The sequence below is a fragment of the Tolypothrix sp. PCC 7712 genome (assembly GCF_025860405.1).
Taxonomy (GTDB): domain Bacteria; phylum Cyanobacteriota; class Cyanobacteriia; order Cyanobacteriales; family Nostocaceae; genus Aulosira; species Aulosira diplosiphon.
This window is the reverse complement of record NZ_CP063786.1, coordinates 150698-177533: the sequence shown is the minus strand read 5'-3', so window position 1 is coordinate 177533 and position 26836 is coordinate 150698. Positions and strand designations below refer to the sequence as shown.

Sequence of the window (26836 nt, the reverse complement as noted above, 5' to 3'; positions counted from 1 at the left end):
AAAAGTGTTTTATTTACTCCTTACCAACTGCACTGATAAGGAGTTTAATTTTTAAGCAGTCGCGGCTTCTTTTTTCGTTCGTGACGAGCGTGAGGTTGACTTACCTTTAGTAGTATCTTTTGCTACTAAAGATTGTATTTCTGTTTCAGAATTGTCACTATCATTTGTTGCCTGCGCTATATCTGTTACTTCTTCAGTGCTAGGCTCAGGTTGAGTGCTGGCTTCTGTCTTTGTACTTTGGTTATTTACCTTTTCAAACCCCTGCTTAATTTCTACAGGCATTACCAGATACAGCTGATTGAGCAGTCCTCCCATTGGGCAGATAATGACTGGTTGCGTAGGTTTGTTACACCGCACCACGATTTCATCAGTACTGATGTGCTTCAATCCTTCGATAAGGTAGTCGATATTTAATCCAATACTGATGTTTTCTGAATGACTAGTTGCTGGTTTCATCAGTACCGAGTCAACTGCATCCCCGATATCAGTAGCTTCGGTGTAAAGTGTTGCCTGTGTAGCTTCCAATTCCCAGAGAATTTTGACAACCTTTTGCTTGCGTTCGGCTAGATAACTTACCCGCTTCAGTGCGCTCTCAAATCCCTTGCGTTCTAATGTAAATTCATACTCAAATGTTCTGGGAATCAAACTATTGATTTTGGGGTATTCTCCCTCTAAAAGTCGGGAAATGACTTTTGTGTGAGGAAGACTAAACTCAATAGTTTTATTTGATAGAAGAATATTGCACACGCTTGTATCGGCACTTTGAGAGAGAATTTTGTTTAACTCGCTAAGTGACTTACCTGGAACAGTAAAGTCAATTGGGTCAGAATATTCGCTATCAAGTATTCCTGTGACTAGTGCTAATTTGTGACCATTTGTACTAGCAGCTTGCCACTTATTAGTATCAATTTTGAAGTTGACACCAGTTAAAACTAACTTTGTTTCGTCACCATTGGTGCAATAGAGTGTCCCTTCAAGTGCAGCTTGGAGTTTCTTGGCACTTAAATTTACTTCTATTGGATTTTCTCCCTTGGGAAGAGTTGGAAACTCGTCAGGTTTTCCGCCAATCAGACGGCATTTACCGCTATTGTGAGTAATTATGCAGGCTTGGTTTTCTACCTCTAAGGTAATTTCTCCTCTGACATTGTTAATAGTGTCAGTTAATAGTTTGGCTGGTAGTGCTACCTGACCTGACGTTTCCACATTTGCGGTCGTTGTAGTATGAATTGTGAGGTTGAGGTTTGTTCCTGTTGCTGATACTATCCCATCTTCATTTGCTATCAGTAAGATATTTCCTAAAATTGGGTCAGTAGGCTTAGGACTAATTGCGAGATAAGCGGTTTCTAGAATTTCTGCGAGTTTAGCTTGTTCAATGTTTAGTTTCATTTGTTACTTTGCTTTTAGTAGATGATGTTTGAACGGGCGCTATTTCTAGCACCCTTTTCGGTTACATGAGATAGTTGTTTCAGTAAGGCAATTCTTCCATTTCAGTACTGTATGCTGTATAAGTCTGACCTGCTGTACTAGGAGGAAGTGCTGCTACTGGCATATCAGCTGCACCTACCAGGCGATTATGTTCTGCTACAACAGTTGATGTTTTACCGATGCGGTGAGAGAATTCAGGATTTGCCTGCATTGTTGTTTGGATATCGATTTCTTTCTCTTCTGAGAAGAATTCGAGAAAATCACTTCCATCAGGATTTGGTGATTTATAAGAAGTGACAACTGCTACCCAAGATTTATCTCTTTGATTGACTGCTTCTTTAGGTTCAAGAGATGGTGTAAAGGTGGGTTGAAATACACCGAGACGATGAAACTCTGCACGTTTTTCAGCGACAGTTTTATCAGTAAATCGTGCGAATGCAACCTCTAGTTCGCGTTGGAACTGTTTATAAGCCTCGCCAAATTTTGATGATGCAACGCCTTTGATTGATAAGACAATTGGTACTGAGTGCAGGTTATGATTATTTTCATCAACAAGCTGCAACAAATAAAACCGTCTCAATACTGCGGCATCTTTGCCAAGTGCTTGGTACATTTCGTACCCATCAGGTGATTCGTACACTCCTACAATTTTGCCATCATCGCGTTGCTCAATATATCTGGGAGAAACATCAAGAATGTGCATCCTGGGCGATTGCAGCAATACTCCCATTTCTGGCGTGCCACTAGAGAAAGTGTGCTTGTGTGTAGGTTCTTGTCCTTGCCAGTTAATAGCTGCTAAGTATTTATCTTTGATAAACAATCCGACTTTTTCTGCTTCCATGTGATTGATTACTTGGCAGATGCAGATATTACTAATCGGCGCATTGTACTCAGGATTTGCAAATTTAGAAATAGCTAATTTACGCTTTTGTATGTTTGTATTATTCTGAACTGTTTGTTCAGAGGATTCAGACTGGGATACTGTGCTTTCTTCAGTAGCAGAATTAGTAGGCTTTGTTTGACTTTTTGGCATAATTTTAATTAATGGAAATCAATATTTAATGCGTAAAGCAAAAAGTCGTTGTAAAAAATCAAAGTCGTCTGTTATTAAGACGACTTAAAAGATTGATTGATACTTAGTTATTTAGATAGACTTTTCATCACACTCTCCCCTTAAGCCTGTAAAGCTGTCAATGCAATTATCTTCCTGAATAATTTCAGTTTTAGTATTTATAAGTATCTGGTATATTTGCTGAACACTGATGATAATTTGTCTAAGAACAGATGTGTTTTCAGTTGTGAAAGTCAGTGACACAGATGCCATGCTTGAATTATGAATTGCGACTGTTTGTTCTTCAGGAGATCCATAACTAGTTATTTGACTGTCTTTACCAGGAATAAATCTATAAGAAGCAATAGTTTCAATTGTCATATTTATCTCCTTGTTCGTTGGGGTTTGATTTCAAGCATTTTATTACTAAGTTTGGTGATATTACTGACATTCCAACCAGCAAGCTTGCACTTATTTAGTGCTACTTCTAACTCTTGCTGTGTAAGGATTTTGTATCTCATATATTGTCCCCATATAGGGAAAATATACGTGACATATTTAGTTTTATCAATTTGGCAGTATGCCATGCGCTTGTAGTACACTATGGTTTAATGAGTTTAATGATTCTGGTGGCTACGTTTGTAGGGTTATTTGAACTTAAAAAGGCATCTTTATCTACCATTTCTACATAGCTATTATTGGCTATTAGCCAGTTTTTGAAGGTTTTGTACTTACGATTAAAGAAAACTGATTCAGGTATGACTGAAACTAATACGCCACCCGTTATGAGTAACTTCCAAGCCTGATATATATGTTGGACAAGTTCACAAAATGGAGGATTCATGATACAGGCATTGTATAAATGACTGGGGTTAAACTCCAGAAAGTTTTTCCCTACGATATTAAATCCTTTGAGTTCTAGAATTTGTTGTAAATCGTAATTAATCTCAACCACTTCTAGTTGAACATTAGGGTAGGTATTAGTGATATACTCAGCAATATTTCCACTACCTGCACTAGGCTCTAAAATTTGCCAATTTGGTTTAATATCTGCCAGTTGAACAAGCCGTTGACAGACTGGTTTAGGAGTAGGGAAGAAATCTCCATCTTTCATCCCAATAATTTCTAACTCAAGCCTATTGAGTTGTTCCTTAGTAGTATTAATTGCTTCAGGTTTTACTACCTGTTGAATTTCTGTTATTGCGGATATGATTTCGCTTGGTGTATGTAATCCGGCGCGACTTAAAGACTTTACCCAGTCTTGGTAATATTCGCCTGCCAATTTTTCTTGGACTTTCTGAATTGTTTCTCCCATTTGGGAAATTCTAAATAGGACTTCTACTTGCGATTTGTGAGATATACCGCGTAGTATTGGTGGGATATTTCCTACTTCCCACATTTGTGCGATCGCAAATAACCAAGACTGGATAATCTCAAGTTCAAGTCCTTCTTGGATTATTCCTTGAGCTATAGTTTTACGATGCTTTGTTACCCTTTGATTTCCAATAGCAGGATTTTTCTTTTGGTCGATTGTTGGCTGCATTGAAGCAGCTAAATTACGAAGGGCTTCTGCTTTTTCTAAATGAGGAATATTGAAAATATCTGCTAAGGGTGAATTATTCTCGTTGTAGGGTAGATTTAGTAGAGATAGTTGCATTGCTTGATTCCTTTAAATCTTTGACGGCGCATTCAAGAATTAGGGAGGTTGGAACATTCCAAGCTTTTACCTCCCATTCAGTAGCTAATCGTTCTGAGTGACGGATAACTGCACTACTACATTTGTTTTTTCTGACAAGCCAATTTCTAAACTTTTCGGCTTGTTCTTTGGTATCGAACCCGAAGTAGCTGGTTTTTCTGTTTCCCAGGGGGTCGGTAATCGTTGCTACCCGACGCGAGAGAATATTGAGCGTCCAACCACTGTTAGGAGTGAGTTCGATTTTGGTGATATTTAATTCTGTTGGATTCATATCTCAACTTCAGGAATTGCTGCTAAATATTCCATAGTTGATATTTCTTTTGCTAGCCATTTATCATGTGCTTCTTGAGGGGTCATTTTGTGGGTTAAAAGTTTTTTCTCTTTATCGTCTTTTACAAAAGGCGCGAGTGTTTCTTCTAGCCGGGCTTTGAAATTTAAATGTTTATCTTCAGAATAAGTAAACTGGTAAATACTATCAGTGTTAACGAACAAGTAAACCAGGCTAATTTGCTCTAATGGTATTCCAGTTTGTTCGTATAGGAGAAATAACCTCAGTTGAGTTTGCCATTTACTCTCAAGAATTTCAAATTTAGGAGGTTTTTGAATAGTCCAGTCAAACCCAACTACTTGATTTTCACCATAGATAATGAGGTCGCACTCGCTGTAGAGAAGAATATCGTGGTATAAATATTGAAGTTGGGCGTTCCATTGTTTGTTGCCAGGAATATTTAGAAAAGGTTTTACCTTATCGACCCAGTTATTAATTTGGGGGTATGCCTTCAATAAAGCTTCGACTGGTAGCCCTAACCCAATTTGTTGCATAATGAGGTGAAACTGACCACCAGCAACTTCAGATTCACTTTTGATAGTTAGATTACGATAACTTATCGTTGATAAATATTCTGGATTCTGTTCGACTAGCTCAAGTGTTTTGTGATTAAATCGATTCATAAAAATATATCCCAAATTTAGTTTTTGGGATATATATGCGTAAGCTATTTGTGGTAATTTGTTTGTGGAATATAGTATTTTTTGAGTTGATCGATGCTTGTATATAAACTTTTAGTTGACATTGCTTTGAGGTCAAAATAACTAGCGAACTTTTTCAACCCCCCAGTGAGGGTTAATTCTAGTAGATACTGGGCTGCGATCGCACTCGTCATTTTATTGACGAATAGTGATTGATAATTCCGTGCTTGGATTTCTGCACATGAAAGGTTGTTGTCGCTAAGTTCTTCTGGCTGAGGAACTAGCAATTCTGGGTGAACCAGCACCGGGGAGGGAAGATGCAACCAGAATTGAGGTTTGTCTGGGTTATTGGAAGCTTGGACTATATCAAAATTAGAGTGCGTTCCAATTACTACTTGTCCAGAGTAGTTGCTGTTTCCACAATCCAGCCAAAATAGAGATGCTGGCTCATTTGCACTGTTGATTTTAAGAACAGAGTGAATTTTGCTCCTGGCTGTGCTGTTATCTACACAGCCAATGATTACCGTTAGGGTATTCCACCAACTGGCCGTGCGAATCATGTCTTCTTCAAACCAGTCGCAAACGGCTGTAATCTCTATTCCATACTTAGCACTGCATCTTGCAGCCAGTGTTTCTGCCTTTGGTAGCCCAATTTCAGCTTGTTGATAATTTTGGCGGCTGATATTTTTGAGTTCGACAATATCACCATCGACGATCGCAAAGTTAATTTCTTTTCTAGTGTGCTGGAGTTGCAGAATAATTCGACATAAATCTTCTGCAAGAAACCCGCCTGTTCCTCCTACTCCTACTAAGACGAAGTTGATACGAGTATGATTGCGAGGTAAGACGGGTAAAGCTTGTTGGTAAGTAGTTAATTCAAGCATTTTACCTGTGGCGGCAGTTCAAATATTTGATTGGGGTTGATGTCGAAAAAGTGATTGTATATCCCGATTCGGGTATAGATTGTGGGAATCGTATTCAGTGTGCCAATAATCGCGAACACTCGAAATTTGCCTTTTTCTTCTTGATTATCTGCACTTGATGGATAAGCAGCTAGAGTTCCATGACTGTGCATTTCCACTAAGCAATCTGTATAGCTTTTATCGAGTGCGCTTTCTAAAGATAAGACGTGAGTAGAGGACGCAGTTTGCAGTGGAGTGTGACACCACCATTGGTTGTTTGTCACTCCCAAGTAGAATAGGATTTCCTGTTGGGGGTTGATACTAACAGCATTGATAATCTCGGCGATCGCTTGGCAAGGAACTTTTGGGACTTTCAGACGGAAGTAGGGTTCAAGGGGTTGGAGTCCAGCGACTTGAGTTTGAGTTAGTTGCAAGCAAACCTCTAACTCGCGGCGATGCGATCGCAAGAAAAGCCCATTTGCTGCCAGCCAGTATTCCTGGAGTTTTTGACTGTAAGGAGGAAAGTTGTTACTTGTAGCGAGGTGATAACCGATAAAGGGATTCATTGTTAACTGAACAAATGATTGATAATGTCTTCTGGGGTTGTGACTTTCCAGCTATGAACGGGAACAAGGTCATTTGAAGGGTAGAATTTAGCTTTAGATTCGTGTAATTTGATTAGTTGATTGCAGATATTATCAGGATGAGTTTTTGACTTGCCTTGAGATAAGTCCTTGTTAAAAGGTGATTTCCAGAACAGATCCCAAACTTGGCTTATGGTTGCAGCACTGCACATACTGAGAGAATTTCCCCCAAAGCAAATACTAGAGTCGTCCCAAATATTAGGTAAAGGAGGCTTGTACAGTTGTGCGTCTGGTTTAAATACCCTGCCTTTAACTGCCCACAGGTAATATCTACTACCGCATCCAGCAAATAAGAATGCAGGCATTGGTACAGTAATTACTTCAAATTCCTGTCCCATAATTTGAATTTGATATTTTTGGGGAGAATAAAACTGAATAATGGCCTCTCCCTCTGGATTTTTACCCCACCAAATTGTGTTGCTAGAAAGCCATCCAGATGCGGCAGTTTTACTTGTGAAGGCTTTCTCTACTGCTTCAGGAGACAGGAATTTGTATTTAGACTCTTTGCCTTCACGTTCGACTAAAATAAACTGTCCTTTGAGGATAATTAACTGCCCTAGTAAATCATCTTGTGGAATATTGGCCAGCAGGATTTGGGAGACATTTTCTAAGTTAATTATTGGTAATATATTTGTGTCTACATTCATGCTTTTGATGCTTGATTCCAAATTTTCACTGCTACTTTTCGAGCAGAAAGAGATGTTTCTAACAAATGGCTAACCTCATTTGATTTCTCCATCATCGAGACGGCTTCTCGCCACTTTTGAGCGAGAAATACGATATTCTCATAAGTCCAGTCCAGCCAATCGCTTGTTTCACACGTAATATCTAGCCAAATATTTTCAGTTGAGTAATCTATAATTCGTATGGCTATATCTAAATATTGCAGGGGACTTTTGTAACGACGACACAGCTTTACGAATTTCTCGAAATAAATTTCTTCTGCTGGAGCAATGTAGTCAGGAGTAAAACCAAAATTTAGTTTCCATTGGCTGATATTGTACCCTTGCCCCATCAATGACAGTAGGAACTTCTCCGAGTATACCAGTTCTTCAAAATCTTCATTCCACCACTCAAGTCTTTGTGGCGAAACTAGAATACTATCACGTTCAGAATTAAACTCGATTTCATCGATATATTCTACTGGGAATAGATTTTCATTCACTAGGTTAATAAATTCAATTTCTCTATCTAGGTAAGCACTTGATGGATGTGATTGTTTATTAATAGGAATAGTTGATTCTAACCATTTTTCTGGAAATAATTTTTGATACAGGCTTAAAATATTTACTCGTTCGGAAAGATTTTCTAGATAATTAATTGCTGTTATACAAGTAATGGGTATTTTGAATGAGTGGATGTTGCCAAGCATAATTAATCAGCCGCTACGAATTATAGCGGCCATAAATTTGTGATTAAACTACAGGATATTTACTCGTAATAGCAGGTTGCTGTTTAAGGCTTTGAGCAACTTTTTCGCTATAGGTTTCCCAAGATTGACCGAGCTTGATAGCTTTATCTATCTCAGGTTGTAAAGTAATTAAACTTTCAAGAGTAATTTGACTGTTTATCTCTAAAAGCTTTATCTGCCATCCTAACTTTAGTGCAGGATTTATTTCTTCAAAACAGTTTTTCAATTCTCTAAATTTATTTCCCTTAGTACCTGCCTTTTTTACCAAACGAATTGAAACTGTATCATCAGTTGTTTGTCGTTCAATTTCGGCATTAGCATACTCTGGAAAGTAGACGCTAATCGCTGTTTTGAGTGTATTGTCATCCTGGGCGAGCGCCTCATCAAGAGGAATTTCTTGCCCTTCGATAATAGCAATGTACTTCATGATAATTAAAATAGTGACAGTTGGTTATTAGGCGCAGGTTTTTTATCTTTATCTTCAGGTAGGTTACGCTTTTGTACTTGTCTGGATTGTTCCTGTCGATTCTGAACTTTAGTCTGCTTTTCCATCCTTTGTTTGTAGATATTTAACATTTGTGGAAGAGATTTTTCTAAATCATTTAGCCAGTTATTTATGATAGGCTGAGATGTTATCTCAGTTAAGTTAATTATCTTAATAATCGGAGGTGCATCTTGAATTCCAATTGAGACAATTGCTTTTTCTGAATTTGGTGTTAACTGAATTGTTATTATGGCGGTTTTGGTAAAAGTTATCCCGCTAGATGAATCTTGACTTATAACTTCAGTATTTACTGATTCATCTAATGTTTTTTCTAAATTTAGATTGTCCTGAATATCAGGATTAAAATCTTTACTGCTATAGTTATGTTCAAAGCCAGTTGCATTCTCGTCAGGTGATGTTTGATTGCTCATGATTAAGAGAGATTAGCTAATCTAAATAAGGTGCGGATGGTGATACCTGTCTTGTTAAAAGACTGCCATTTGTAGGCGCATTCGCCTGGTTTGTACTTAGGAGAAAGTTGGCTCCAGGTGTCCCATGCCTTAAATAAAATGGGACTAACACTATGAAGTGCCATCCCGACTTGAATCCACGAATGGTAATCATCTGCAAACCGAGGGTGGATGACTTCGAGTAGTACAAGTGCGGTTTGAATATTGGTTTCTATTGAGGGAATTAAATGAGCGTACCTGCCTACCCCATATCTGTGGTTATATTTTTCTTTGGGTAGGTTAAACTTTCTTGTTTTCTCCTGTTTGGCAAGCATTTGGGCAATTACCCAGTCGGGAGCTATTTCTATTTGGCGTTCAGATGGACTACAGCCGGGAAGCCATCTGTAATTTCTACCTTCTGGGTGAAAGGACGGGGGAAGAATTGAGGCTAGGTTTTTGCCTCGGAACTCCAGGTGTTCGTCCTTCCCAGTTTTGATTTTGCGAGACTTTACTTCCCAAGCTTTTGAATTTGGGATGAGGTATAAGCGTTGGCTGCGATATTTCCTCCCAGAGGTAAATGCAATTGTGGGAGGAAGGTATTTTTGAGCGCGATCGCATAACGATTCTGTAGAAGTTTTGCTGATGGGTGTTAGCAGGTTAAGTTCTTTTGGTTCTAGGTGTTCGTTAATTTGGATGATTTGTCGCCAGGATGTTTCCCCATCGCAGTCAATAGCTACTAAGTACCCTTGAGGATGATTGAAACCGCAAACCAAGGCTACACCAGTGGGGGTAATAAATCTGTTATTTGTCCAAAATTTTAGCCGACGGCGGACGAGTTCAGTTTGTAGTTCTTTGGGAGAGTAAGTATTTTTTTCCCATTCTTTCCCTAGAGGACGTTTACCAAAAGTAGGAACGATTCGCCATTCTTCGGGTAGGTTGTCAAGCGAAGATACCAAATGACGGATTTGGGCGTGCATGAATTCATGTGGCTAATTATTTCGATAATTCATGCACTGGTGCGTTAGTAACCGTAGTGGTTTGAGATTATGACTGTCATGCTAATTGATGGCCAGCTTCAACTAGCTTAACAAGTGTATTTTGGTCAAACGCTTTAATACCGGATACAAATTGTTGCCACTGCTGCCATTTCTCTTTTGAATAGGTGTGGTTAGGGTCAAAGTTGCAAACTTGACAGAATTTATGAAAATCAGCATTCCAGTGAAACGTACAAATACCTGTTATGAAATAGTTGATTTGTTGCTCGTCCATGATTAATATTTCAGATAATGATTATGTTTTAACCTAACCTTTGGTTAAGTGCATTTTCGACTTGATAAGTCCCAAGAGTACAGTTTGCATTGCAAGGAAAGGTGGGAAATTCAAGATGTTTATTCATAGTTTTTGTTACCTTGCACAGTACCATTATCCCCTCCCTACCCTTCTTTTTTTGATTTTGATAGTAGCTGATAACCTCAAACTCATTATTGCCAGCCTCAAATCTACTTCCTCTATATTGAGAGATAGCTTTGTTCCAATCTGGTTGCCAGAGCATGAGTGTATCTATTGCCATTGCTCTCACAGTTGGGTTATCTAATTTCATTAATATATCTGGTAAGTAATGACATTGTTTGGCAATTACTTCTCGTGCGTAATTTATCAGCCAATACTCTGCTTCTCTTAAAAGAGCTTTTGATTCAAGATTTTGGCACACTTCATCGTAAACCTTAGACATTAAATATGCCCTTTGTTCAAAAACCATCCCATTAGTTCGTAGTGTTAAGTCTGATGGATAATTAATTATCAAATCGGCTAGTTCATCACTGATTTTGGGAAGAGGATATTTATTATATTGTTGGGTTTTAGGATGGGATATTTTTACCTGATACCCTAGATTAACAGCATGATTGATAATAAAATCAATATTGTTCGACTCGACAAAATCTCCTATTTGAAAATTTGTTTCTGTAAGTAAAAATGATGGTGCGTGAATAATTTGAAATTTTTTAGGGTTTGGATGTGAATCAGCTAATAGTTCGACGTACATCGCTTATTCTCAAAACTTTCATCAATCTTGTGCGTAAGCGATGTATGTGGTTGAATTACTAAAAAAATAATCCTACCCAAGCTGGATAGGATTATCTTAACTATTGATTAATAGTTCTTGTCTCTGTTGGATTGATTATTTCCTTTAGTAGAGATAGCCCAACTGATTTAAACAGTGCTTCGTTATCATCAGGACAGCGTTGAATTGTTGTACAAGAAGAACAGCCGTATTTACAAGGACAATTATCGACTAGAAACTTTGCCTTAATAAAGGCAGTCTCTAAATACTTGATGAGGGTATCGCACATACCTGTACCATGTTCACAAGTATCAAAGAAATAGCCAACTATCTTAGTATTAGACGGCACTTCTACTAACATGAAATCTATATCTCGACTGTTTGCTCCATGTTCAACAAGTGGTAAACTGAGTATAAGGTGATGAGCGAGAGTATGAACGCAAATTTGGGTTTCATTGCTTTCAAATAGTTGTTTCTCCTCATTGGTAATATATTTCTGTTTATTAAGTATTTCTTTTCTGTGATTTTTGACCAAAACTGAAAAATATTTTCGTGCATCAGCGTTAATTTCAACCCTGACGCAGAATGTATTATAGTTAAGAGCAAGTGATTCTTCGTATTTATTTTCCTCCAATAGTTCGACAAATTCTCGTTCAATCAGTTGGGTTTTACAAGCAGGGCAAGTTTGTAAGTGTCCAGGTAAGTTTAAATTGAAGTTGCGACATCTGTTATTAGTGCAAGTCCATTTTTGTTCCAGCCTGTACAAGTTGTAGCCATAAATTTCTTCTTTGATTTTGGCTGAAACAGGTGTAAATCTAGCAGCCCCTTGGGGAAGATTGATAATTTTGGCTTCCCCGACAATTTTGATTTCCTCGAAATTTAGGCTTCCTTCAGGACGACTAAATAAATTGGTTGTTTCAATTGGCTTGAGAATTGCTTTCCCTTCGGTTAAATTTAGCTCTTGTGATTTATACTGTACGGGGTTGCCATCAAAGTCTTGAGCAAGATATATAGCACCAGGGTAAACTTCTCTTAGTGCAGAAGATGCCGAACTTTCCTCAAACTCTTCTGCGCTATCTTGATTGATATAACTGATGTTTTGATCGGTGTTGCCTCTAACTTTAATTTTTGAGTGGACATAACCGAGATTTCGATTAGTTGTCAGTCTTTGATTGTAGCTGAATATCAGTTGATTATCACCGATTAACTGTCGGGCGATCGCATTACCAGAACTACCAAAATGTCGGGCAATTTGAGCTTGTGTCGGCTTACTTTCTTTGCAACAGGCGAGAATGTGCTGCTCCAAAGTGGTTTCATAATTGTGGTTAAAGTTAATAATTTCTGGAGGATCGGATAAAAGGCGTTCTGGGTAATTGGCGTAGTAAGAATCCATAATCGACCTTTTCGACGGAATAAACACCAATAGTCCTGCTTGCTGCCTCCCCGCACGTCCTGCCCTTTGGCGAAAGGCAAGAATTGAGCCGGGGTAACTATCCCTGTTTTGTCACTCTGGCAGTAGTATAATAAGGTAAAAATGCTAGAACCAAGACACAGAGCATGGTACAGCCCCGTCCAGCCGCACCAACAGTCAAATTTGTGGACGAATATTGCCAGTGGTATAAAAGTCTGTTTCCAGATGTTAGGAGTTTCGAGGCTTTTAAATATCTCCATGTAGGCTGCATTTCTGATCTAAAACGTAAAACATTGCCAGAAATAGCAAAAATCGTAGGATTAGATAACCAGCAAGGGTTGCATCATTTTCTAACTACATCACCTTGGGATATAGAAAAGTTAAGAACCTTAAGGTTAGAGTTAATTTTACAAGTGCTAAAAGGTAGACCAATCATTTTAATTATTGATGAGACAGGGGATAAAAAGAAAGGGAGCAAGACAGATTATGTGAAACGGCAGTATATAGGAAATTTGGGAAAAACAGATAATGGAATTGTGGCAGTGACAGTATATGGTGTTTTCTGTGGGATGACATTTCCATTACTGTTTGAAGTGTATAAACCCAGGGAAAGATTACAGGCAGGAGATAAGTACCGCACTAAACCAGAAATAGCAGCAATACTGATAAAAAAGCTACAATCAATGGGTTTTAAATTCAACTTAGTACTTGCAGATAGCTTATATGGAGAGAGTGGTAAGAATTTCATATCTGTATTAGATGAACTAAACTTGAACTATATAGTAGCGATTCGGTCAAATCATTATGTAGAAATACTTCCACGACAACATATTCAATATTTAAAGTGGCAGAAGTTTCAAAGGGTATTCTCTGACTTGAGTCGGGAAAATCGATTTATTAGAGAAATTATTCCGGGAAAACGTGGAGAACTTAGATATTGGCAAATTACTACAGATCCAGAAAATTTGCCTGATAACACTACTTGGTATGTGATGAGTAAATATCCAGACATTACGCCAAGAGAAGTTGGAAATTTTTACGGTTTAAGAACTTGGGTCGAGTACGGGTTAAAACAAAGTAAGAATGAATTAGGTTGGTCAGATTTTCGCCTGACTCACTACCCAGATATTGAGCGATGGTGGGAAATTATTTGCAGTGCTTATTTAATGGTTAGTCTGCATTCGGAGCAACTGTTTCAGTCTCCATCACAACGAGAGTCAAAATTTGTTTCACATCCTTGGTGGGATAATGGAAATGGCTGGAAGAACATTCTTAACAATCTTCGTTTGATTATTCAACCTTTTACTTTATTTAATCTGATATATCCCTGGTTAACGGTTTTTCCTATTCCTCAATTAGCTTTGGGTTTTTTTAAACTTCAATCTATTATTTATAGCCTCACCAGTTCAATTTTTATATCCCTGATTCACCCTGATTTCTACTTTTCCTCTGCCTAGAGTGACAAAAGAGGGCTATGTACGATAGTTGCATCAATACACCCAATATCTAGACCCGCCTCCAAAGCACTGGTAGATATAATGAACTTGACCTTCCCGCTTTGTATATCTGCAATAATTTTGTTACGCTGATTTGCCTTCATGCTTCCATAAAATGCTGAGATGGTTTCTCCCAGGTGGGGCAGTTGCATCTCGATTAAAGCTTTACGGATGGCATTAGTTAAAACCTTAACCAGTTCCCTACTATCGCAGAAACAAATCCCGACTATGCCTTTACTTACGAGCATAGCTGCGACTTGGGCAGTTTGGTAAAGTGTATTATTCCGTGGTTTGAGGCTAATAAAAGTAATTTCCGAGCGTTTTGCCCCACTTTGGTCAATAATAGCAAGATTACTTTGTTCTTCTCGATTAGATATCTTCTGGGCAATTTCGCTGCTGTTACTAATTGTTGCAGAAGCAAAGATGTACTGTAATTTTGAAATATCATTGCCGACAGATTCTATCATAAGTTGAGTTCGCCGATTAAGTAGTGCAAAATGCGAACCAAATATGCCTTGATAAAAGTGCATTTCGTCACAGACAATGATTGAAAGTTTTCTGATTGTTTCTCTAAATCCCCAGTTTGAATCGAATTGGTAGTTGTTTAGCTCGTGGTTCCATACATCAGGAGTCACGCATAAAATTGAGGGTTGATTGCTGTAAAGTTGTTTGCGCTCTTGGGGAGGAATATCACCATTAATATTGAGAATTTGGGGGCGAATATTTTCATCTAAGTGGCTAACAAAGGAACGTATTTTCTCTACCTGGTCAAATGCCAGTGCTTTCAAGTTAAAGAATACTAAAGCTGATTTACCTTTTAAGCACTCGTGAACGATTGGAATTAGAAAAGAGATACTTTTACCACTGCTGGTAGGAGTCTGGAGAATTATATCTTCTCCTTTTTTGTAAGCTTGCCATGCCTCCACTTGATGAGAATATAATTGACTGATTCCTGACTTACTTAAAGCTAGTTTAACTAGAGGATGAATATCATCTGGGATAGGATAAAGTTTAGCTTCTTGAGCAGGAATTACTTCACAGCTTTGTAGTTTTCCAGAGCCATCAAGTATAGCAGCTACCTCTTGGTAGAGAATGCTTTTACCTGTTGGTGCTTGGTTTAGAGGTAATAAGTTACTGCTATTTACCTCATGCTCCCAGTCAAAAATAATTTGGTTTAAACTACCCTTTTTAAAGTAAAGGTTTTTCTCAATAATGGCGGCGATATGGATAACACCATGTTCTTTGGAATAAACCTGCTTGTTTGCTTCTAACCATTCAGGCTGGTTCATAAAAAGATACCTACTTGCTGTTTTAGCAGGTAGGCGTTAGTCCAAAGTAGTGGTTTTGGTTATTGCCATACTATTGATGCTCTGCTTTATATTGTCAGAACGCAAATGCTTTTGGCGTTGATGAAATTTGTGCCTTGGTACTATAACTATCTACAAGCTGTTCTAAGCGTTCAACAATACTGCCTTTAAGGATGGAATAGTTAGCTTGATTAGTGACAATTAGCGATAGCTCAGTTGTCCACTGCTCGTAATTAGAACTACCAATAATACCAGTAGAAGACTGGATATAGTTAACAAGAATGCTGTCATTGAAACCAAAGCCACTTTCACCCCAGATGCAAGCAGATTGCAGCAAATACTCGTAGTCTGCGAATACTTGAAACTGGGGGTTCCATCTAGGAGCATTGTTTCGGTAGTGGACGAAACCATTGCTGTCGAATATCTCTTGTTGCCATAAAAGCTGCTGTAAGGAGCAGCAATTGCTAGGTGAAACAAACGGCTTTCCTTGGCGAATAACATTACCATTGCGGATGACATCGCGGCGGCGCTGCTGTCTTGCTATGCTATATCGAATATTGGGATGTTGTTTAAAGTACTGCCGCATTGAGCCAACAAATTCAGGAGCAATGCTGTTGTCATCGTCCAGGTATGAAATAATGTCACCACCAGCTGCATTTAGTCCCAAGTTACGGGCGTAGCACAAGCCAAAGCCACTGCTCGGTTCAGGGTGTTCCATTTCAATGTAGATGATAGGGAAATCAGCTTTTGCCCTAATGCTAGTGATAATATCTCTGGTGTCAGGATTAGCGCCATCATTGATGACGAGCCATTCAAAATTGCGGTCAGTTTGACTTTGAATGCTTGGCAGTGCAGTAGATGCAAGCTGCACAGGTCTATTGTATGTTGCAGTGATGATTGATAATTTCAAAGCTCCATACCTCTATCATTTGATTGCGTTGTTGTTGAATTGATCGCAGCTTGAATTTGTTGCCATCTTGTTACGTCCTCGTTTGTTATACCTCTAGCGGTTTCAATTTGATTACTTGCAAGAGATAGCCGAATTAACGTTAGCTTTTCATTGGTTCTGGCAACAATCAAACTTTGCGTGGTGCTATTGAAGCGGATCTGGTAGTTACTGCCTTCCAAGACAAATAGGTTTTCTCTCTCTGTGCGAATGGATTGAGGGTAGGCAGTTGCTTGTTGTGCGAAGAACACTCTAGCTATGGGGGCAATTATAGTAGCGCGTTGCATTTGTTCTTGCTGTAATTGCTGGTAGTTCCATTTCCCAAGTTCTACGCCCAAATCCATTTTTATCAAACGTTCTGCTAAAATTGCCATTTCTATCGGCCCAACACCTCCAGGGACGGGCGTAATGTTCTGGGGGATGCTGTAAGCACTGCGATCTACATCGCCAGCAGCACCAGAAGCAGTAGGTGTGAAGCCACCATCGACAATCAAGCGATGAGAGGGGAGTACATAAGGAGTGAAAATTCCTTGTCTTCCAGTGACAGATACCACAATGTCAGCTGCTTGAGTTCTACTCAAGTCATCGCCGTCTTCCAAACAGAAACAGCTGATTCTACTGGCTTCTAAATATTTGATGACACCATTACCTACAAAACCACCTCCGCCGACAACTGCAACATTGGAATCCCTTTGTGCATAGGATTCAACAATTCTGGCGATTCCTTCAGCAGTAGCACAACTTTCAAAGAAATTGTTACTTTGTCTGCGGACGATATCTATATCTTTTTGTGGTTCTAATAGCCCAATTGAACTTGTAAACTTAGCTGGAATTGGGTATTGAACAATAGCAGCAGTTACCTTGCTGTTTTCATTAATAGATTGGATAATGTGGTCAAATTGCTCTACTGCAATATTGGGTGACAGCACAATATAATTGGGAGTAATGCCAATAGCGTTGAATGTTGCTACTTTTTGTTCTGCTGAGATTCTGGCTGCTTCGTATCTAGCTCTTAGTCCGTTGCTGGCATTTTCTGAAGCCTCAAATCTGATGATTGCTACTTCTTTTTGAGATGCTTGAAAAATGGATTTGTATTTTTGACATTCTTGCTTTACGTGTTCTCGTATTAATTGTCCGTCTATGAGTGTCATTTAATGTGGAGTTAAATTTGATGGAGAAAATTGTCTGGTACAAACAATCTTCTGAATTCCTAATTAGAATTCATTGGAACTAGGGCGTTTAGTGATTTCACCAACTTCTTTACCGTCGCAGGAAACCCAGTTGGTGACGTAGCGTTCAGTGTCATGGAAGCCACTAAATTCAATACTGTTACCAGAACACTTATCTTTGAACCATTGTTCGGCTTCTTGTTCTGTATTGAATGTTCTAGCAGTGACTTCTTCTATTGGAAGATTCCAGTTTGTATTGCCATATAAATCGCAAACATAATGTGTCATATCTGTTACTCCTTTAACAATATCTAAAAACCACTATGACAATTTTAAATCAACAACAGCAGGCTGAATTCATTATCCAACAAGCTTGCAAGGAAAATTTTACTGATAGCGAGAAAGCTATTTACGATGACTTTATTCTGGAAGCGTGGGTAAAAAATCCAGCTAAGATGACTGAGGCTACTGCTGATGCTTTGATTAGATATCTTAATGGCTGCGAAGCATCTAACGAGTTTGTTGCTAATGTAGTAAATCGCCTCGCGCAAGTTGCCCCGGCTCATATCATGACCAAGATTCTTCTTAGTGACAATGACGGTGATGGTGTGCCTTTATACGAGGAATTAAAACTTGGAACAAAGGTTACGGAATTTGATACCTCTTTTGAAATAGCGGCTGCAAGACAAAGGCAATATCAATTTTCTCCAACTCGGAATTGCGATATGGAATTGTAAGTATGACCTGAACATTATTAGGAATTTTGATTGAAAATATAGATAATTCATTTTGAAGTGCGGAATGTGGGTATAAAACAACCTTCCTTACAATAGAAGAATTAAAAACAGGAAATCCTCGAAATAAACCTGACATCAGGCATGATAGTGTCGATAAAAAAAGCTTCAGCTAAACTCTATACAATAAATTATTAGATTAGTCCTTAGTGCATCTGGTTCGCCATACCGCTTATGTCAGATCAAAGAGCACCAGAAATCGAACTGCTCCGTGCAGCGTACGCAGCCTTCAACGCGCGAGACATTGACGCTGCCCTTGCCCTCATGACTCCGGACGTGGTTTGGCCGAGAGCGTTCAAAGGCGGTTTTGTCCGTGGGCCTGAAGAAGTTCGCGCTTACTGGACGGAGCAATGGAGCGAGATCGATCCGCACGTTGAGCCGATTTCCTTTTACTTGGAGGAGGGCGGGCGGATTTTGGTCGATGTGCATCAGGTCGTGCGTGACAAGGCTTACGCAGTTATTGCCGATGAGCACGTAGTCCATCGATTTACCCTTGAACACGGCTTGATTCAAGCTATGGAAGTGGACAGGCTTCCATCGTCCACCCCAAAGACCTAACTACACGCAAAGAGCGAACAGCCATCAGCGGGCGGCCTTTTTCTGTATATTGAGTATAAAAATGCGCTACTGTTAATCGTAAGCGCATTCCCAATCGTGTACAGCGATCGCAAGACTCCCAGCCCCAACAATCAGGCGATTCCCCTGTAAGTTTAACTTTGGAAAATTACCCCAGTGTCGTTATCTTCATCCCAAAACCACCAACCTTGAGATAATTCACAAAGAACGCGCATTAGTGCTAATTGTTCATAAGTGATTTCCCCACTACCGTAGCTAACGTTACTAGTGCCATCCCATGATTTAAGAATTGATTCTAAATTGTATCCATTGCCCATAATCCAACTGGCGTAGAAGCAGTCTTTGGATATTTCTTCCATGATGGCCAGTAGTTCGAGTGCGGCATCAGGATTGGGTGATTTCAGGGCTTCAAGTGCAAGGCGGAGGTTTTCTTCTCTGTCTGCAATAAACTCTGAAAAAGCTGCTCTATTTGATGGTAAATTGTCTTTTTCAAGTGTAATTAATTTTCCATTTACAATCTTGACTGGAGTTAGATTTGAGTAGTCAGTTTGGTCATCTTCACTTGTCTTTGATTTTATAGCTAAAGGATGCCAATGAATGCGTTCAATTTTATTAGTCTGAGGATTTGTCCATACCCAGAATAGTTTGTGAGATGCAGCACCCTTAACTGTAAGATAAGTTCTTTTATGTCGAATGGGATAGTCTACACCTTCCTCTTTTTTCGCTCGTAAAAAATCTTCTATAGACGGATATTCTTCATTAAGATATTTCATTATCTGTGATGTTGTCGCATCTGTATAATTCGAGATACTGATATCACCATTTTTAAATGGTATTAGATTCCATTTTTTGTTTATTGGATTCTGTATCCAAAACTCAACTGATATTGTCTGTACAAACTGATCTAAAATCTGAACTACACAAGGATAGTAAAGTGTGAGTTGTTGGTTGCTATTATTCATTATTATTCCATCCATTCGATAGCGGATATGGTTTCCTTTTTGGCGGGAAGTATTTTGACTTCATAGCCATAAAGAATTAATTCGTGCAAAGTTGCTAGTAGTTGCTTGAGTGATATACTGTCCCATTGGCTGCACTCTAATATATGTTTCAATACCTGATCGGGAGCATTAACCACCCAAAGACCATGAATTCTTTTGTTCCTAAATCCAGCACATAATTGAACAATTGGTTGTAACTCAACTGTTATTTTTGGTATATGAATAATTGCTGAACTTATAGGGATTACTGGTTTATCTTCTAAATTTTTAGATTGTGAAAAATAGGGGTCACTGTACCATTGTCCGTCGATTTGGTATGCAATCATTAGGTATGGCAATGCTTTAATCCCATTTATAGTTCCCCATCTAGCAGTTTGTCCTGCATGAAACCAGATATAAGAGCCGTTGTGTATTATCATGTGCAAGTTTTATAATTTTGATTTGAGGCTTTGCTTGTTCAGCTAATTAATAACTTCGTCTGTGGTAAAAATTTTAGTTACTTTGTCTACTGAACAATGATTTCGCATATATTTGTATGAATACTTGGTCTCAAATTGCAAATATTATTCATTGCAGTAAACTTTATACTCAGGTACAACACTTTAGGTATTAGTGATTATTTCTTAAATCACTTATAATCAATGTCTACCTTGCTGATGTGTGTAACAATTGTGGTAATTAATCTACTAATTTGATGTATGTTTTAAAACTAAATAATTACTGTAAAATAAAAAGTGCGCGTTTTTAATTGATGGCGCACTTTTATTAAAACTAAATTGATAGTTAAACGTGGTGAAGGATAATATTTATTGCGTCTTGAGTGCTGATTTTATATTGTGTAGCAAGTTTATTCATGTTGGCTTCACCATTTGCATGATCTTTGATGATTGCTCGAACAACGTTTGGTGAAACATGAATCTCACTATTGGTAACGACTGGTTTGGGTAAAGTTTGAGAAATAAAAAATTCTTTTCTTCTTAATACATGTATTTGACGATAATGTTCTTTTCTGGGTATCCACAGACAATTACCAGGGGCAAAGTCACTCTCTTGATCAATACGAGATATAACTGTTCCTTCAGGTGCTAATCCCATATCTTTTAGAAATTGGGTAAAGTTATCACGCCAGGATGCATCAACTTCAATTCCGCACCCACCATGATATTTGTACTGATGGTGGTTCTTGTTATAGCAGATGCGCTTGATGTGTAACCAGGAGTTATACTCGTGGCTTTTGCAGTGACCGTGGATAGTTTTATCGGTCTTGAGGCTGTCCCGTTGCAAACATCCGCAACTTTGTGTAAGCCCTCTTTTTAAGCTATTTTTACTAACATATTTTTGGGTTCCGCATCTGCATAAGGTAAGGAGGAGTAGTTCACCCCTTTTCCCCTTAACTTCTACATCAGATATAACTTTTAGTCTCCCAAAATTTGCACCAGCTGGGATAGATTCTTTTCTTTTCTTACAACCGCAGTTAGTTGAGCGACCATTGGTGAGAGTGTGACTGTAGACAAGTTTCTGAATTCCACAATCACACTTACATAATACTTGCTTTCCTTGTTTTTCTAATACAGTCCAACTACCGAATTTTTCACTTATATTAATTATTCGCTTTGTAGTCTCCATAAATCATTTTGGTGTTATTACTGCTGGGTTAAATATTTAAAACAAGTTGTTTTTCTTGCTTCAGTTCTTTCTTTATCCAAGCAAGTTGCTGTCCAATGGCTAGGTGCTGCATGGGTACTTTTGTCTCGTATCCCTTCGCTTGTAAAATGGGTGTTACCTCCTGTCTGTAAAGCTTGCCCGTCAAGAATACAAACTCTATTTCTAAAGACGCAACTTGTATGAGGTTTTCTGCTACTTGTTCCGCCCATAGTATACGTTCCTGATGAGATAAGGAATAGGGGGATTTATCGTAGGGCTTGATGATTGTTTCTGGGTTAAGAACTTGATGTAAAGGTGACAGGATATACCATCTTGATTCTTTTTCTTCTACGTAGCGACGGCAAGCTTGAAAGTGCTGCGAACAATATAAATCTTTGGCGGCAGCAGAGTAGGGAAGCTGCTTGCCACATCCAGCAACCAGGTAGATTTTTTCCTTGGGAGTGAACTTTCTGTAGGTGGCGATCGCCAGATTGAGGTTGTGGGCGATTCTTCCCATAATATGCGTCCGTCCTTTGTTTGTTAGCCGAGGGTCAATCCTATGTCGATTGAGAACCCTGCAAACATGACAGTTGCACTTTGGCGTGCAGTAGGCTGGCATCCGAATTAATTTTTCCTCATTGCTGACGAACATCCCACCGCCTAGTCCTTCTCGGATAAAAGTTGAACCATCAAAGGATAATCCCATCTGAGTAAAAGCTTTGGCATACTGGGGCGAACATAGTCCAAAAACGTGTAGATGAACATTTGGCTCGTGCAATACTCCTGCGGAGTCGCTGTGCGATGGCGAAACGCCCGCCTTGTCCTGTCGGACACGCTTCGCGAACGGCGATACTCGTTCCGAGTCACTTCGTGAACGCACAACCTCAGTGAGTGTTTTGATAATGTGCAAGTTAGTTGAATACTCCCTCGCCTGGGGAACAAGCCCACCGATGCCAAGATGGCAGTATCCTAGTCCCAGAAGATATTTAGCTACTTCGAGGCGTTCACTAAGAGACTGCCCGTGGATGACTGCTAGGGGTATTCTGTTGGGAAGATAAGTTTTAGCAAGTTGGATAAATGTTTTTGCTTGTTGAAGGTTATATTCTTGCCGTTCTCTAATATTTTCCCCTACAAGTAAATGGTCAGGACAAACAATAATATCGCCAACTTTTGAACGTTCTCGATATCTATGAATAGACCAGTGGGCATCAACATATTTACCGTTGAGAGTAGGAATATCTTGGTCGCGGTAGTTAAACGATCCGCAGTCATGAATAATCAGACTATCTGGAACAATTTCTGCTTTTGTAGCGAGTGAGTATAGCCAGCCCGCAGGCTGATACTCAAGCAACTGCCAAATCGGGATTTTTTCACCCTTGTTTCTGACAAAATCGCTCTTACCTAGTACTGGATAGAAACCTACTTTCATAGTATTTAAATGAGCAAATTTTGAATTTTATTCGTTAATTTAACCCTCTGCTTGGAGAGGGCTAATTGTTCAATTACTTTCTGTATTTATTTGCAATACTTAGAAGATACTGCCGCCAACGATTATAGATTTTAGTAGCAAGAGTGCTAATATCACTTGCTGCAATTCCTTCTGCTTCAGTTTCAAAAGCATCATCAAAGTGGATCTTGGCATGATACTCCATGCCATCAAAGTAAATATTGAAGCTAGGGTTAAGTTGAAAATCTTGAATCATATTTTTATCCTTCTTGGGGAAGATATAAACACTTATTGTGTTCTGCTAGTCTATTTATTTCATAATTATCAAGAATCATTTTCTTAAATTCTTCCCTTGTTGCTCGCAAGTCGCGGAATATTTTGTTAGTGGGATAGAAGAATACCGACTGTTGGCGGCTGTAAAACCAGACTAGTTGATTGATACGATAGGTGTCATTGCTATCAAGCAAAACATAACTAATTTGTTGGTAAAAATTTTCTAGGGAGAAGGGACGCTTCTTGGCAGTTGTTCGTACATCAATCAGAGTATTTCCAGCGATTATCTGGCAATCAGCACCTCCAAGATATTCACTTAAAGGGTATGAAGCATTGCAGGTGATATTTCCACTCACTTGATTAGCTACAGTTTGCCAAGTACGGGGTAAAATACCAATAATTTGAGATGTATCTTGAATACTAGGAAGCCATTTTTTGAAATATTCTGATTCAAGTTGAAGGGTTTTTTCTCCTTTTAGAAAAGGTTGAATAATTTCATGAATGTTACGGCTACGTGCATAATTTTCTAACGCACCCAGCAGCATACACTTTAGAGCTTCTTCTTCAAGGGAAGTTGAATTGGTAACGCAGTAATCAAAAGCATATTCTATTTTTAGGGCTTTAGCTCCAACCTGAGCAAGACAATTAGTAAACCATGTTTTATCTTCATAGACGCTTCCTAGATACTTAGCAAGTGCTTTGGCGATCGCATTTCCTACTAATGGAAAATCTACACCATCGACTGGTCTGATAATTTTTTGATTTTCTAATAGTTGGTTATGGCTAGTAATCATTTTAATAACTGTTTGGTTTAGTCTAAAATCAAACCATCTCCTGATAGGTGAATTTCTATTTTTTAATTCAGATGTTAAGCTCACTTTTTGATGTTTCGCTTGAAATACTACATTGAGTATCTGCGTGAGCTTTACGTAGTAATTTTTCCTTGAATTGTGTTATTTAAAACAATAAACTAATCATTAAAATAAATAAAAAGCTTGTTGAGTTGAAATTTTGCAACTGATGTAAATTTGCGGAACTTCTAAACCCAAGTTTTTATATTGCCAATGCAACTTTGCAAACTTGGTGACGGGTAATTTATAGTTCAACTTCTCTTGACTTGGTTTTAGGTGCAGCAGCGACAGTTTGCTTTTGAGGGGAGGGTATGCGTTCAGTAGGAGTATATTGCTGCCGAATTTCTTCTCCTCGCCATATTTGTAAGTCATTCATAATATCTTGAAGCGGGACAAAATCGACGACTGTTTCTCCTTGCTTTTGTGCCTCAGTTGCCTTATAAGTCATAATCTTGAAGTACATCTCTCGCTGGTCGGCAATTGGTAACTTGCCGTTGTTATCATTTATCCGTTGAAGAATTTCTTCATTGCCTTGATTCATTGCCCCTCCCCAGTCAGGGCCACCATGCTTGACCATATTTGCCCATTCCTCGGCGATGTAAGGGTGAACTGTGACAGGCAAATCGCCAGCTGCTTGTATTACTCGTTTTTTGGGTGCATCTGCGGCGGTGGGAGTAGATTGTTCGTTACCAAAGATTTGCTCCAGGTTGAGTTTGCTGGCGTTTTGGGCAATAAACTTAATTTGGTTGATATCGTACTCAGAGATATTCATCTTGCTGACTTCTTTGGTAATGCCGGCTTCGGTTTTAGTTAGGTCAAACCGGACAAGTTCCTGAGTACCTTTTTCTTCGGTAGTTTTAAATAATTGCAAGCTGGCTCGATTTTTTTCGGGGTTGCGCGATCGCTTGATGGTAAATTCACCTACTGTAAGTTCCTCCTTATCAGCCTGGATGAGGACATTATTCAGGGTGTGCAACATCTCATTTTGTTTAAATACTTCCAGCGTTTTAATCGTGCCGGCAGGTGCAAGACTTCCCAAGCTGTTTGCTACATCACGGATATCGGCATTATTGAGGTCAGGTAGCTTGCCATTGTCGCCTAAGTATTCTGCCACAATGAGAAACTCCTGACGTTCAACAGGTAACATCTCTGTAGGCTTTTTCGTGATTTTGGGTTCCTCTTTTTTGTTGAGTTTAAAATCCATCAAAGAGTTCTCCCACCCAAATAGTTCATCACTGCGGCGGTGAATGCTAACAGTGTCTCCCTGTTGGCGAATCACAAATGTATCGCTACGGTAAATACGTGAACCATCTTGTTCAAGAGTGCCGTATTTTTTTAACATTGCGATCGCAGTTTCACCAATGTCTTTATTTTCACTGTTGTAACGTTCTTCCCGCGCTTGTTTATTATTAATTTGATAAATAGGTACTTCAACCTGACGCGCCCACTGTTGTGCTGCTGGCTCTACATCTTGAGAATTAGCTACTTCTTGATAGGTAAATTCAGGTGCATATTTTTTTCGATTATTAGTTGCTTGTTCCTCTAGCTCTTGTGCAAAAAACTGATTGGAAGTTACATTTTCATTTACCTCTTCTCCAGCTTGATTTTGAGATTGATGGTTACTAGTAACTATCCGTCGAATTTGAATAGTTTCTTCGGACTGTGCGATTTCTTCTTGAAGATTATTGACCACATCATCTTCAAAACTGTTATTTACCTCTATTTCAACGGATAAGTTGATTTCTTGATTTGTAGACGAACTATTTTCGCTGTTTTCTTGTAGTAATTGCTGTGAAGCATTTGATTCGACTGCTTGAATGTTAGTTTCAGATTGTTCGTTGAGTGTCTGCTCTACTGCTTCAGGATAGTTTTTGACTACAGGATACTGATAATAATCAACATCTGGTGGGGAGTCAAAGTCGGGTGGATTACTAATATCGATATCATCTAGAAAACCTACCGCAGCTTCCTCTTCTTCGTAATCCAAGTTAACTGATATAGTTACAATTTCATAATTTAGTTGTTGATTATCTTCATTCAGTATTACTGGTAAATTGTCTGATGGTGCAGTTGCTTCTGTTACATCTGGGTTGCCATTATCAAATAATAACTCTTTTGTATCTTTATGATTGTTAATAATGTCAGCAGATGGAGGTAGCAGCTTAACTAATGGTTCACTTGCCACATCTATTATTTCATCTGGAGTAAGTATTTCAGTGACGAGATTAGTTGTACATTTACCTTCGGTATTTTGTTTGTAGATAACGATTTGTTTTTCTGAACCATCTGACTCTAGATAAGCTGTAATTTTCAGAGTATTATCACTTGTTTGCTGATAATTACTATTGAAATTGGGTAAATCTTCTACTAATCTTGCAGCAATCGTTTGTGCTTGATAGTCAGTAAAAGGTTCAGTTTCTATTGTGTATTGACCTTCTACTAATAAATCGGGCATTAACACAATATTAGTTTCTTGATGGCTTTTTATACTTTGACTGGTTAAATCTACCTTTTCCCATTTATATGCACCAGGGGTAGATTCATCAGGTACAAGATTGTAGATATCTTTGCCAACTTCAACTACAATTTTACTTGCTTCTTGGGATTCTTTGAGTTTTTCGAGAATTACTTTAGTTATCTTAGTAAGTACATTGATGAGGCTTTTACTTAATTCTCGACTTGTTTGAATTGCAGTATCGGCTGTACCTAAATATGATTCATTAATTTGAGTTTGTCTGGGGTCAAACATATATTAAATGTGGTGAAAATAATCTATAAATTCAAACAGTCTGACTGTGCTTTATAAAAATCAGTTGGTCATTAAACTT

General features: G+C 38.6%; 30 protein-coding genes. 3 read left to right on the top strand and 27 right to left on the bottom strand.

Translation table 11 applies throughout. The features are described from left to right. Positions 1-51 precede the first annotated feature (51 nt). The 16 genes from dnaN to HGR01_RS37465 all read right to left on the bottom strand — a co-directional run bounded on the left by dnaN (position 52) and on the right by HGR01_RS37465 (position 12486). Positions 52-1386, bottom strand: a complete 1335-nt coding sequence (dnaN, locus tag HGR01_RS37540; protein WP_045873696.1) for a DNA polymerase III subunit beta — start codon at positions 1384-1386, stop codon at positions 52-54. A 79-nt stretch (positions 1387-1465) separates the two neighbouring features. Continuing rightward, complete coding sequence (locus HGR01_RS37535) at positions 1466-2458, bottom strand: DUF5895 domain-containing protein (protein WP_081584137.1); 993 nt, start codon at positions 2456-2458, stop codon at positions 1466-1468. A 111-nt stretch (positions 2459-2569) separates the two neighbouring features. Beyond that, entirely contained in the window at positions 2570-2857 is a 288-nt protein-coding gene (locus HGR01_RS37530; protein WP_045873695.1) for a hypothetical protein, read from the bottom strand. A gap of 220 nt (positions 2858-3077) precedes the next feature. Continuing rightward, positions 3078-4133, bottom strand: a complete 1056-nt coding sequence (locus tag HGR01_RS37525) for a type I restriction-modification system subunit M (RefSeq protein WP_045873693.1) — start codon at positions 4131-4133, stop codon at positions 3078-3080. Continuing rightward, the gene (locus HGR01_RS37520) at positions 4093-4443 is read right to left on the bottom strand and encodes a hypothetical protein (RefSeq protein WP_045873692.1); all 351 of its coding nucleotides are present in this window, start codon (positions 4441-4443) and stop codon (positions 4093-4095) included. The genes HGR01_RS37525 and HGR01_RS37520 overlap by 41 nt, the downstream gene beginning before the upstream one ends. Beyond that, positions 4440-5123, bottom strand: a complete 684-nt coding sequence (locus HGR01_RS37515; protein WP_045873691.1) for a hypothetical protein — start codon at positions 5121-5123, stop codon at positions 4440-4442. Before HGR01_RS37515 ends, HGR01_RS37520 begins: the two co-directional genes overlap by 4 nt. A 44-nt stretch (positions 5124-5167) precedes the next feature. Then, entirely contained in the window at positions 5168-6025 is an 858-nt protein-coding gene (locus tag HGR01_RS37510; protein WP_045873690.1) for a ThiF family adenylyltransferase, read from the bottom strand. Then, positions 6013-6609, bottom strand: a complete 597-nt coding sequence (locus tag HGR01_RS37505; protein ID WP_045873689.1) for a Mov34/MPN/PAD-1 family protein — start codon at positions 6607-6609, stop codon at positions 6013-6015. Before HGR01_RS37505 ends, HGR01_RS37510 begins: the two co-directional genes overlap by 13 nt. Positions 6610-6611: 2 nt before the next feature. Further along, positions 6612-7334 carry a prokaryotic E2 ligase family D protein gene (locus HGR01_RS37500; protein WP_045873688.1) on the bottom strand — a complete coding sequence of 241 codons (723 nt, stop codon included), beginning with the start codon at positions 7332-7334 and terminating at the stop codon, positions 6612-6614. Next, entirely contained in the window at positions 7331-8059 is a 729-nt protein-coding gene (locus HGR01_RS37495) for a hypothetical protein (RefSeq protein ID WP_045873687.1), read from the bottom strand. The genes HGR01_RS37500 and HGR01_RS37495 overlap by 4 nt, the downstream gene beginning before the upstream one ends. 43 nt (positions 8060-8102) lie before the next feature. Further along, positions 8103-8525, bottom strand: a complete 423-nt coding sequence (locus tag HGR01_RS37490; RefSeq protein WP_045873686.1) for a hypothetical protein — start codon at positions 8523-8525, stop codon at positions 8103-8105. Positions 8526-8530: 5 nt separating this feature from the next. Beyond that, the gene (locus HGR01_RS37485) at positions 8531-9013 is read right to left on the bottom strand and encodes a hypothetical protein (protein ID WP_045873685.1); all 483 of its coding nucleotides are present in this window, start codon (positions 9011-9013) and stop codon (positions 8531-8533) included. Positions 9014-9015: 2 nt separating this feature from the next. Further along, positions 9016-10008 (bottom strand): bifunctional DNA primase/polymerase, encoded by a 993-nt coding sequence (locus HGR01_RS37480; RefSeq protein ID WP_062243199.1) that lies wholly within the window; start codon positions 10006-10008, stop codon positions 9016-9018. Between the two features lie 76 nt (positions 10009-10084). Next, a complete protein-coding gene (locus HGR01_RS37475) occupies positions 10085-10300 on the bottom strand; it encodes a hypothetical protein (RefSeq protein WP_045873837.1) in 216 nt (71 codons plus the stop codon). A gap of 28 nt (positions 10301-10328) precedes the next feature. Next, positions 10329-11075, bottom strand: a complete 747-nt coding sequence (locus HGR01_RS37470; protein ID WP_045873836.1) for a hypothetical protein — start codon at positions 11073-11075, stop codon at positions 10329-10331. Between the two features lie 100 nt (positions 11076-11175). Continuing rightward, the gene (locus HGR01_RS37465) at positions 11176-12486 is read right to left on the bottom strand and encodes a Zn-binding domain-containing protein (RefSeq protein WP_264267519.1); all 1311 of its coding nucleotides are present in this window, start codon (positions 12484-12486) and stop codon (positions 11176-11178) included. 164 nt (positions 12487-12650) lie between these two features. Between HGR01_RS37465 and HGR01_RS37460 the strand changes: the two genes are divergently transcribed. Next, on the top strand, positions 12651-13961 hold the full coding sequence (locus HGR01_RS37460) for an IS701 family transposase (protein WP_096621593.1): 1311 nt from the start codon (positions 12651-12653) through the stop codon (positions 13959-13961). Here the strand turns inward: HGR01_RS37460 and HGR01_RS37455 are convergent. The 4 genes from HGR01_RS37455 to HGR01_RS37440 all read right to left on the bottom strand — a co-directional run bounded on the left by HGR01_RS37455 (position 13958) and on the right by HGR01_RS37440 (position 17710). Continuing rightward, positions 13958-15289 (bottom strand): DEAD/DEAH box helicase, encoded by a 1332-nt coding sequence (locus HGR01_RS37455; RefSeq protein ID WP_264267516.1) that lies wholly within the window; start codon positions 15287-15289, stop codon positions 13958-13960. The genes HGR01_RS37460 and HGR01_RS37455 overlap by 4 nt on opposite strands. A 94-nt stretch (positions 15290-15383) precedes the next feature. Next, positions 15384-16178, bottom strand: coding sequence for a glycosyltransferase family 2 protein (locus tag HGR01_RS37450; RefSeq protein WP_062250387.1), 795 nt, complete (start codon positions 16176-16178; stop codon positions 15384-15386). A 35-nt stretch (positions 16179-16213) separates the two neighbouring features. Next, positions 16214-17404, bottom strand: a complete 1191-nt coding sequence (locus HGR01_RS37445) for a bifunctional 5,10-methylenetetrahydrofolate dehydrogenase/5,10-methenyltetrahydrofolate cyclohydrolase (protein WP_045873834.1) — start codon at positions 17402-17404, stop codon at positions 16214-16216. 63 nt (positions 17405-17467) lie between these two features. Continuing rightward, positions 17468-17710, bottom strand: coding sequence for a hypothetical protein (locus HGR01_RS37440; RefSeq protein ID WP_045873833.1), 243 nt, complete (start codon positions 17708-17710; stop codon positions 17468-17470). A 35-nt stretch (positions 17711-17745) separates the two neighbouring features. Between HGR01_RS37440 and HGR01_RS37435 the strand changes: the two genes are divergently transcribed. Together HGR01_RS37435 and HGR01_RS37430 are read left to right on the top strand one after the other, a co-directional pair. Then, positions 17746-18159 (top strand): hypothetical protein, encoded by a 414-nt coding sequence (locus tag HGR01_RS37435; protein WP_045873832.1) that lies wholly within the window; start codon positions 17746-17748, stop codon positions 18157-18159. A gap of 231 nt (positions 18160-18390) precedes the next feature. Further along, positions 18391-18774 (top strand): nuclear transport factor 2 family protein, encoded by a 384-nt coding sequence (locus HGR01_RS37430; RefSeq protein WP_045873831.1) that lies wholly within the window; start codon positions 18391-18393, stop codon positions 18772-18774. A 152-nt stretch (positions 18775-18926) separates the two neighbouring features. On the opposite strand, the gene HGR01_RS37425 is transcribed toward HGR01_RS37430, so the two are convergent. The 7 genes from HGR01_RS37425 to HGR01_RS37395 form a co-directional block, all read right to left on the bottom strand. Beyond that, positions 18927-19754 carry a hypothetical protein gene (locus HGR01_RS37425; RefSeq protein WP_228045067.1) on the bottom strand — a complete coding sequence of 276 codons (828 nt, stop codon included), beginning with the start codon at positions 19752-19754 and terminating at the stop codon, positions 18927-18929. A 2-nt stretch (positions 19755-19756) separates the two neighbouring features. Beyond that, positions 19757-20212, bottom strand: coding sequence for a hypothetical protein (locus HGR01_RS37420; RefSeq protein ID WP_045873829.1), 456 nt, complete (start codon positions 20210-20212; stop codon positions 19757-19759). 364 nt (positions 20213-20576) lie between these two features. Further along, positions 20577-21419, bottom strand: a complete 843-nt coding sequence (locus HGR01_RS37415) for a hypothetical protein (RefSeq protein WP_045873828.1) — start codon at positions 21417-21419, stop codon at positions 20577-20579. A gap of 28 nt (positions 21420-21447) precedes the next feature. Continuing rightward, on the bottom strand, positions 21448-22866 hold the full coding sequence (locus HGR01_RS37410; RefSeq protein ID WP_045873827.1) for a DUF6884 domain-containing protein: 1419 nt from the start codon (positions 22864-22866) through the stop codon (positions 21448-21450). A 73-nt stretch (positions 22867-22939) separates the two neighbouring features. Beyond that, the gene (locus HGR01_RS37405) at positions 22940-23140 is read right to left on the bottom strand and encodes a hypothetical protein (RefSeq protein ID WP_045873826.1); all 201 of its coding nucleotides are present in this window, start codon (positions 23138-23140) and stop codon (positions 22940-22942) included. A 4-nt stretch (positions 23141-23144) separates the two neighbouring features. Next, the gene (locus HGR01_RS37400; RefSeq protein WP_052335396.1) at positions 23145-23951 is read right to left on the bottom strand and encodes a hypothetical protein; all 807 of its coding nucleotides are present in this window, start codon (positions 23949-23951) and stop codon (positions 23145-23147) included. Positions 23952-24252: 301 nt separating this feature from the next. Next, positions 24253-26757, bottom strand: a complete 2505-nt coding sequence (locus HGR01_RS37395; protein ID WP_045873824.1) for a hypothetical protein — start codon at positions 26755-26757, stop codon at positions 24253-24255. Between the last annotated feature and the right edge of the window lie 79 nt (positions 26758-26836).

Coding starts and splice junctions, on each gene's coding strand:
- HGR01_RS37400 (WP_052335396.1), bottom strand. CDS start 23,951: ATGATTACTAGCCATAACCAACTATTAGAAAATCAAAAAATTATCAGA.
- HGR01_RS37475 (WP_045873837.1), bottom strand. CDS start 10,300: ATGGACGAGCAACAAATCAACTATTTCATAACAGGTATTTGTACGTTT.
- HGR01_RS37440 (WP_045873833.1), bottom strand. CDS start 17,710: ATGACACATTATGTTTGCGATTTATATGGCAATACAAACTGGAATCTT.
- HGR01_RS37430 (WP_045873831.1), top strand. CDS start 18,391: ATGTCAGATCAAAGAGCACCAGAAATCGAACTGCTCCGTGCAGCGTAC.
- HGR01_RS37515 (WP_045873691.1), bottom strand. CDS start 5,123: ATGAATCGATTTAATCACAAAACACTTGAGCTAGTCGAACAGAATCCA.
- HGR01_RS37490 (WP_045873686.1), bottom strand. CDS start 8,525: ATGAAGTACATTGCTATTATCGAAGGGCAAGAAATTCCTCTTGATGAG.
- HGR01_RS37500 (WP_045873688.1), bottom strand. CDS start 7,334: ATGAATGTAGACACAAATATATTACCAATAATTAACTTAGAAAATGTC.
- HGR01_RS37495 (WP_045873687.1), bottom strand. CDS start 8,059: ATGCTTGGCAACATCCACTCATTCAAAATACCCATTACTTGTATAACA.
- HGR01_RS37435 (WP_045873832.1), top strand. CDS start 17,746: ATGACAATTTTAAATCAACAACAGCAGGCTGAATTCATTATCCAACAA.
- HGR01_RS37510 (WP_045873690.1), bottom strand. CDS start 6,025: ATGCTTGAATTAACTACTTACCAACAAGCTTTACCCGTCTTACCTCGC.
- HGR01_RS37425 (WP_228045067.1), bottom strand. CDS start 19,754: ATGAATAATAGCAACCAACAACTCACACTTTACTATCCTTGTGTAGTT.
- HGR01_RS37415 (WP_045873828.1), bottom strand. CDS start 21,419: ATGGAGACTACAAAGCGAATAATTAATATAAGTGAAAAATTCGGTAGT.
- HGR01_RS37455 (WP_264267516.1), bottom strand. CDS start 15,289: ATGAACCAGCCTGAATGGTTAGAAGCAAACAAGCAGGTTTATTCCAAA.
- HGR01_RS37525 (WP_045873693.1), bottom strand. CDS start 4,133: ATGCAACTATCTCTACTAAATCTACCCTACAACGAGAATAATTCACCC.
- HGR01_RS37520 (WP_045873692.1), bottom strand. CDS start 4,443: ATGAATCCAACAGAATTAAATATCACCAAAATCGAACTCACTCCTAAC.
- HGR01_RS37480 (WP_062243199.1), bottom strand. CDS start 10,008: ATGCACGCCCAAATCCGTCATTTGGTATCTTCGCTTGACAACCTACCC.
- HGR01_RS37530 (WP_045873695.1), bottom strand. CDS start 2,857: ATGACAATTGAAACTATTGCTTCTTATAGATTTATTCCTGGTAAAGAC.
- HGR01_RS37405 (WP_045873826.1), bottom strand. CDS start 23,140: ATGATTCAAGATTTTCAACTTAACCCTAGCTTCAATATTTACTTTGAT.
- HGR01_RS37410 (WP_045873827.1), bottom strand. CDS start 22,866: ATGAAAGTAGGTTTCTATCCAGTACTAGGTAAGAGCGATTTTGTCAGA.
- HGR01_RS37395 (WP_045873824.1), bottom strand. CDS start 26,757: ATGTTTGACCCCAGACAAACTCAAATTAATGAATCATATTTAGGTACA.
- HGR01_RS37420 (WP_045873829.1), bottom strand. CDS start 20,212: ATGATAATACACAACGGCTCTTATATCTGGTTTCATGCAGGACAAACT.
- HGR01_RS37470 (WP_045873836.1), bottom strand. CDS start 11,075: ATGTACGTCGAACTATTAGCTGATTCACATCCAAACCCTAAAAAATTT.
- dnaN (WP_045873696.1), bottom strand. CDS start 1,386: ATGAAACTAAACATTGAACAAGCTAAACTCGCAGAAATTCTAGAAACC.
- HGR01_RS37485 (WP_045873685.1), bottom strand. CDS start 9,013: ATGAGCAATCAAACATCACCTGACGAGAATGCAACTGGCTTTGAACAT.
- HGR01_RS37460 (WP_096621593.1), top strand. CDS start 12,651: ATGGTACAGCCCCGTCCAGCCGCACCAACAGTCAAATTTGTGGACGAA.
- HGR01_RS37445 (WP_045873834.1), bottom strand. CDS start 17,404: ATGACACTCATAGACGGACAATTAATACGAGAACACGTAAAGCAAGAA.
- HGR01_RS37535 (WP_081584137.1), bottom strand. CDS start 2,458: ATGCCAAAAAGTCAAACAAAGCCTACTAATTCTGCTACTGAAGAAAGC.
- HGR01_RS37465 (WP_264267519.1), bottom strand. CDS start 12,486: ATGGATTCTTACTACGCCAATTACCCAGAACGCCTTTTATCCGATCCT.
- HGR01_RS37505 (WP_045873689.1), bottom strand. CDS start 6,609: ATGAATCCCTTTATCGGTTATCACCTCGCTACAAGTAACAACTTTCCT.